At 69.3% G+C, this 5,597-nt stretch carries 4 protein-coding genes; 2 read left to right on the forward strand and 2 right to left on the reverse strand.

All coding sequences use genetic code 11. From position 1 onward, the window contains the following. Positions 1 to 294 precede the first annotated feature (294 nt). A complete protein-coding gene (locus ACZ56B_RS32570) occupies positions 295 to 2,394 on the forward strand; it encodes a GmrSD restriction endonuclease domain-containing protein (RefSeq protein WP_468798615.1) in 2,100 nt (699 codons plus the stop codon). 704 nt (positions 2,395 to 3,098) lie between these two features. On the opposite strand, the gene ACZ56B_RS32575 is transcribed toward ACZ56B_RS32570, so the two are convergent. Together ACZ56B_RS32575 and ACZ56B_RS32580 are read right to left on the reverse strand one after the other, a co-directional pair. Next, the gene (locus ACZ56B_RS32575) at positions 3,099 to 4,292 is read right to left on the reverse strand and encodes a trypsin-like serine protease (protein ID WP_468798618.1); all 1,194 of its coding nucleotides are present in this window, start codon (positions 4,290 to 4,292) and stop codon (positions 3,099 to 3,101) included. A 343-nt stretch (positions 4,293 to 4,635) separates the two neighbouring features. Then, positions 4,636 to 5,253, reverse strand: a complete 618-nt coding sequence (locus ACZ56B_RS32580; protein ID WP_468798621.1) for a hypothetical protein — start codon at positions 5,251 to 5,253, stop codon at positions 4,636 to 4,638. Between ACZ56B_RS32580 and ACZ56B_RS32585 the strand changes: the two genes are divergently transcribed. Continuing rightward, the coding region (locus ACZ56B_RS32585) for a hypothetical protein (RefSeq protein WP_468798624.1) at positions 5,252 to 5,597 on the forward strand (346 nt) is incomplete at its 3' end. The genes ACZ56B_RS32580 and ACZ56B_RS32585 overlap by 2 nt on opposite strands.

The following is a 5,597-nucleotide window of genomic DNA, read 5'->3' on the forward strand; positions in this document are numbered from 1 at the left end:
TGAAGACATCGGACTCATTCATCTGGGTGGACCTGACGACTCGAGAGCCCACTACAGGACGAAGGGCCGAGGGGAAGCTGCTGCCGGGATCCTGGCCCTCACCCTCGCCGGGGCGGGAGTGAAGTGGGTCGTCGACAGACTGCGCGGCCCGGACTCCAAGGCGGGATCCGACGTGGGAGCGGCCGAATCGACGCGAGACGAAGTACCGGAAACGCGGCTGGCGCGTTGCTCACCATGACCGGCTGATCCCACAGTCCGCCTTTCCCCTCCCATCACCCCGAGGAGACCCGGCCGATGGCCACCGTGCTGTTCAAGGACACGACCCACCAGGTAGCCGACCTGATCACCGACATCCGGCGCGGCGAGATCGCCCTGCCCGACCTGCAACGCCCCTACGTGTGGCAACCGGCGAAGGCGCGCGAGCTGTTCGACTCGATGTACAAGGGCTTCCCGGTCGGCTACCTGCTCTTCTGGGAGACCGGGATCGAACCCGGGGCGCGGCAGATCGGCGAAGGGGCCAAACCGGAGGCGGCTCGCCGGCTCATCGTCGACGGCCAGCAACGCCTCACCTCGCTCTTCGCCGTCATGACCGGCACACCCGTGGTGAGGGAGGACTACCGCACGACGCGCGTCCGGATCGCCTTCCGTCCCTCGGACGACACCTTCGCCGTCACGGACGCGGCCATCGAAAGGGATCCCGAGTACCTCCCGGACATCAGCGTGCTGTGGGACACCGCCACAGGGCGCCGCAAGGTCATCCGTGACTTCCTCGCCCGCCTGAACGACAAGCGTCCCCTCACCGAGGCCGAGGAGGACCGGATCCAGGACGCGCTCGACCGTCTGCACGACCTGGAGAGCTACCCCTTCAAGGGGGTGGTGCTCTCGGCCGACATCGACGAGGAGCAGGTCGCGGAGATCTTCGTCCGCATCAACAGCGAAGGCGTGAAGCTCGACCAGGCGGACTTCATCCTCACGCTCACCTCCGTGTTCTGGGAGGAGGGACGCCGCGCTCTGGAGGAGTTCTGCCGGCAGTCGCGAACTCCGGCTCTCCACGGCGCGTCACCCTTCAACTGGTACATCAAGCCCAAGCCGCCCCAGCTGCTGCGCGTGGTCGCCGCCGTCGGCCTGGACTCCGCCGTGCTCAAACAGGTCTACGCGACCCTGCGCGGGCGGGACGCCACCGGGAAGCTGTCCCCCGGGCAGCGCGAGGCACGCTTCGCACAACTCCAGGAGGCACAGAAGCACGTCCTGGACCTCCGGCACTGGCACGAGTTCTTCCTCTGCCTGGAGCGCGCCGGCTTCCGCGGCGAGAAGATGATCTCCAGCCAGAACGCGCTGCTCTACAGCTACGCGCTGTGGCTGATCGGCCGCGTCCGCTACGACGTCCCCCTCGACCGGCTCCGGTCCGTCATCGCGCGCTGGTTCTTCATGGCACAGCTCACCGGCCGCTACACCGGTTCGGTGGAGTCTCAGATGGAGCACGATCTCGCCCTGCTGCGGGACATCCCGCACGGCGACGCGGACGGTTACACCACCGCCCTCGACCGGGTCGTCCGGGAAACCCTCACCTCGGACTTCTGGAGCATCACCCTGCCCAACACGCTGAACAGCTCCGCCGCCAAATCGCCCGCCCTGCTCGCGTACATCGCGGCTCTCAACATCCTGGACGCGGACGTCCTGCTGTCCAACGTCAAGGTCCGTACCCGGCTCGACCCGGCCGTCCTCGCGCGCAAGGGCGTCGAGCGGCATCATCTCTTCCCCCGGAAGTACCTGCAGAGCTCCCTCGGAATCACCACCAGCGCACGCATCAACCAGATCGCCAACATGGCGCTGCTGGAGTGGAGTGACAACATCGCCATCTCCGACCAGGCGCCGGCGCAGTACTGGCCCGCCCAGCTGGCCGCCAAGGGTCTGCCCGCCGACGTCATGGCCCGCCAGCTCTCTCTGCACGCCCTGCCGGACGACTGGCCGTCGATGGACTACGACACCTTCCTCACCGCTCGCCGCGCCCTGATGGCACAGGTCGTCCGTGACGCCTTCCGGCAGTTGGAGAGCGACTCCTACCGCCCTGTGTACAGCGCCCCGTCCGTCGTGCCCGAGCAGCGCACGGCGGGCAGGCTCCCCTCCCGCCGGATCAAGCTGTCGGAGCTGCTGGACGCCGGCCTGATCGGCGCGGGCACCGTCCTCACCCCCGCGTGGGAGGAGTACGGGCAGGTGGCCGTCGTCGACGACGAGGGCCGCATCCGGCTCGACGGGCAGATCCACGACACCCCGTCCGGAGCCGCCAACGCGGCCGGAGCGGGGACCAACGGCTGGACCTTCTGGCTGGCCGACACCCCTGAGGGACAGGTGACGCTGGCCGACCTGCGCGCCGCCTTGTCCGAAGAGGACTGAAACCTCACGTATACACGTTGACGGTGCCAACGTTTAGCCTGCGCGGTGTTCGACGCAGGCGTCGCCCTCTGCCCGAAGGTCACCCATGCCGCTGCCCGACCGTCTGTCCGGCGCGCCCGATTTCCGCATCAAGCTGCCGCAGGACGGTGCCGAGGCGCGCGGGCATGTGCTGACCCAGTACGGCGACGACGGGACGAACACGTTCCTGTTGCGGAAGGGTTCCCTCGTGACCGCCGAGGAGTGGCCGGGACTCGGCCACCACGCACGCCGGTTCCGGGCGGAACTGCGGGCGAGCGGCACGCTCGTGGACGCCCCGGCCGGCCCCGGGCGCGCTGGGTGGCGGCCCGGGACATCGAGTGCAACTCCTCCTCGGCCGCCGCCGCGTTGGTGTACGGCTACGACGCGTACACCGCTGACACCGCCGAGCATCGCGTCCTGCGCGCCGCCGGCGAGCGGCTGCTGCGGCTGCCGGGCGTCCCCGGCCCCGTCCGGCGGCGCCTGGCCCGCCAGTGGTCCGGCTCGCCGAGACCCTGCCGCTGGTGCGGGGACAGGAACTGCCGCACTGACAGCCGTCCCGCCTCGGCTCCCACCGCCAGCCCGCGCTGCGGCTCGCCGAGGCCGCCGCGACGGAAGCCGGCGTCCTCCCGGCCTTCACGGCCGCCGAGGACGCCGGGCGGGCCCGGGCACGGGCCGCGAGGACGGATCTACCTGTTGATCCAGATGCCGAAGTCCCGCGTGGCCGTGTAGAAGTCCTGGAAGCCCAGGCGCGCCCCCGCACTACGGGTCACCGTGCCCTTGGCGATCGCGCCGCCGGCGGCCGAGGCGGTGTAGATCGGGCCGCCGCTGTCACCGCTGCGGGCCGCCTCCCGGCCGTCCATCTGCTCCGCCTCCACCAGGTCTTCGGAGTCGTTGTAGAAGAAGAGGACCTTCATGTTGCAGACCGGGCCGCCCGTGGCCCGTGCGCTGGTGACTCCGGACTGGCACAGGTACTCACCCGGGAAGACGTGGTCCCAGCCGTCGACCCGCACGCCCGCGTCGCTGTCGGGTCCCCCGGTGTACATGAAGTTGTCGGAGTTCGTGGGGATGAGCATCACGTCGTGGGCGTCACTGGACTTGGTGGAGGTGCCGATGTAGGTGCCCTGCGGGTTGGTGAACCGATTGCCGCTCCGACCGCAGTGCTCAGCGGTGAGCAGGTAGGTCGCGCTTGCGTCACGCACACCGAACCCGGCCGTGCACGCCCCGCCGTTGAAGTTTATCTGTGCTCCGCCCGACCACGGCGCACCGTCGTTCACACGCGAGCGTTCCTGGAGAGGCTCCTCGCTGATCGTCTTCACGGACACGCCGGCGATCCGGTCGACCGTGCTGTGGTCCTGCGCGACGGAGGCGGTGCGTGCTGCGCGGGTGGTGTCCCGTGCCAGGACCAGTCCGCTGCCGTCAGTGGGGATCTTGACGCTGTGGCCGAGCGAGGGGTCCTTCTCCAGCCGGGCTTGTAACAGCTCGGAGGCGTCCTTGAGTTCGGCCAGCGAGTGGTCCGCGGCGACGATGTGCACGGGGGCGGTTCTGCGGGCCCGCTCCGCGGCCCGCTGTACGGGCTCGGGCAGGTCGCCCTTCCACCACAGGGTGACGTGGTCTTCCTGAAGGCCGATGCCCGTGTAGCCCTCGTAGTGGCCCCGCTCCTGGGCCTTGGCCAGGATGCTCGCAGCGGCGACGAGGGGTCGCTGCTCGTTCATCTTCCGCAGGTTGTCGGCGCCGACAGCCTGTGAGATCGGGACGCTCTTCTCGCTGTTACCGTCGCGCTGCTGCTCGGCGCTGGCGCCCGGGGCGAGGGTGCCGACGAGCGCCATCGCCGCGGCCAGGGCCGAACCCGCAGCCCACAGGCTGGTTCTGCCGTATCCCATGAGTATGCCTTTCCTCTTGGCGTAGCAGTCTGTGATCAGACGGCACAGGCATCCTCATGGGCCCCGATTTACATTCGATCTACAAATGATTAATATCAACCAGATACTCGGGGGTCGGAAGTGAAACACGGAGTCGCACGTGCAGCCGGGTGCGGTGCCGGGAGAGCCACCTTCTCGACGGACTCCGTGAAGACGTACCGCTCGACGTCCACGCACGGCTGGACGCCGACCGGACCGTCGAACCGAGTGCCGTACCGGCTCCGGTGCGACCGGCAGGGACCCGGCTCCACCGCAGCGTGCTCTCCACCGCCGTCGGCCGGAAGACGGCCGGACCCCACGCCCGTCATGCCGACTTCCTGCGCACCTGAAGGACGGACTGCCGCACTCGGCCCGCGACACCCCAAGTGGGCGCCCCCGCCGGCGCCTTCACCCAGCCGCTGTCGTCCACGCGGCGCCCGGCTCGCCCGGCTTCTCGCGGTCTCCGGCTGTAGTGGAGATCGCGGCAGCCGATGACGAGACCGCGCCCGCGGTCCAGGAGTTGCCCGCCGCTCCGTGCGATCGCACCGGCGGACCGTACGAGCCTGGAGCCCGGCGAGTCCGGTGTACGGCCGCGCTGCTTCCTGGACTTGCGCCACGCTCGTGGCGCCGGGGGCGGCCGGCCAGGTTCCACTGACCAGCCATGGCCGGGTTCGTGGTCGGGGTTGGCGGCAGCCGTCGGTGACCCGCTCCAAAGGGCGTCCCAGACCTTGATGTAGCCGATGTCGTCATTCGCCCGGTCGCCCACGTACTCCGTGGCGTAGCCGTAGTAGTGGACCGGGTTCGGGTCGTCGTTGAGGGCGGCCATCTGCCCGTCGCAGCTGTTGCAGGTCTCGAACGAGGAGATCATGTACCGCGACATGCCGGCGTCCGGGACGTAGCCGGACCGGTCGCAGGGACCGTACTCCCCGTACCCATGGGTCATGCCGCCGCCGTACCCGGCGTGCTGGTACCACGTGATGAGCAGGGTTCCGGCACTGCTGCTCATCGTCGCCGCCGTCGTCCTGTCGTCGGAACAGGTCTGGCTCCTCACCCGGGACACCTTCTCGCCCGGCTTCATCCGCTCCACGACCACGGAGCAGTACGTGCCTTCCGATGACCCGGAGGACGAAGCCGAAGCCGACGATGAGGAACCGACGAGGCCCACGAGCGAAGCGGCCACGCTCACCGTGGCGGCCGTACGGGTGCTGAGACGCATGACGCTCCTTGCGGCTGGGCCGGCAGGGGCAGTACGCGAACGACGCCAGATGAATGAGTCCGATGTCTTCG

It is taken from the genome of Streptomyces sp. NPDC034670 (assembly GCF_055574875.1).

Excerpts from the sequence above, each read along its gene's own strand:
- ACZ56B_RS32570 (WP_468798615.1), top strand. The coding sequence starts at position 295 with ATGGCCACCGTGCTGTTCAAGGACACGACCCACCAGGTAGCCGACCTG.
- ACZ56B_RS32575 (WP_468798618.1), bottom strand. The coding sequence starts at position 4,292 with ATGGGATACGGCAGAACCAGCCTGTGGGCTGCGGGTTCGGCCCTGGCC.
- ACZ56B_RS32580 (WP_468798621.1), bottom strand. The coding sequence starts at position 5,253 with ATGACCCATGGGTACGGGGAGTACGGTCCCTGCGACCGGTCCGGCTAC.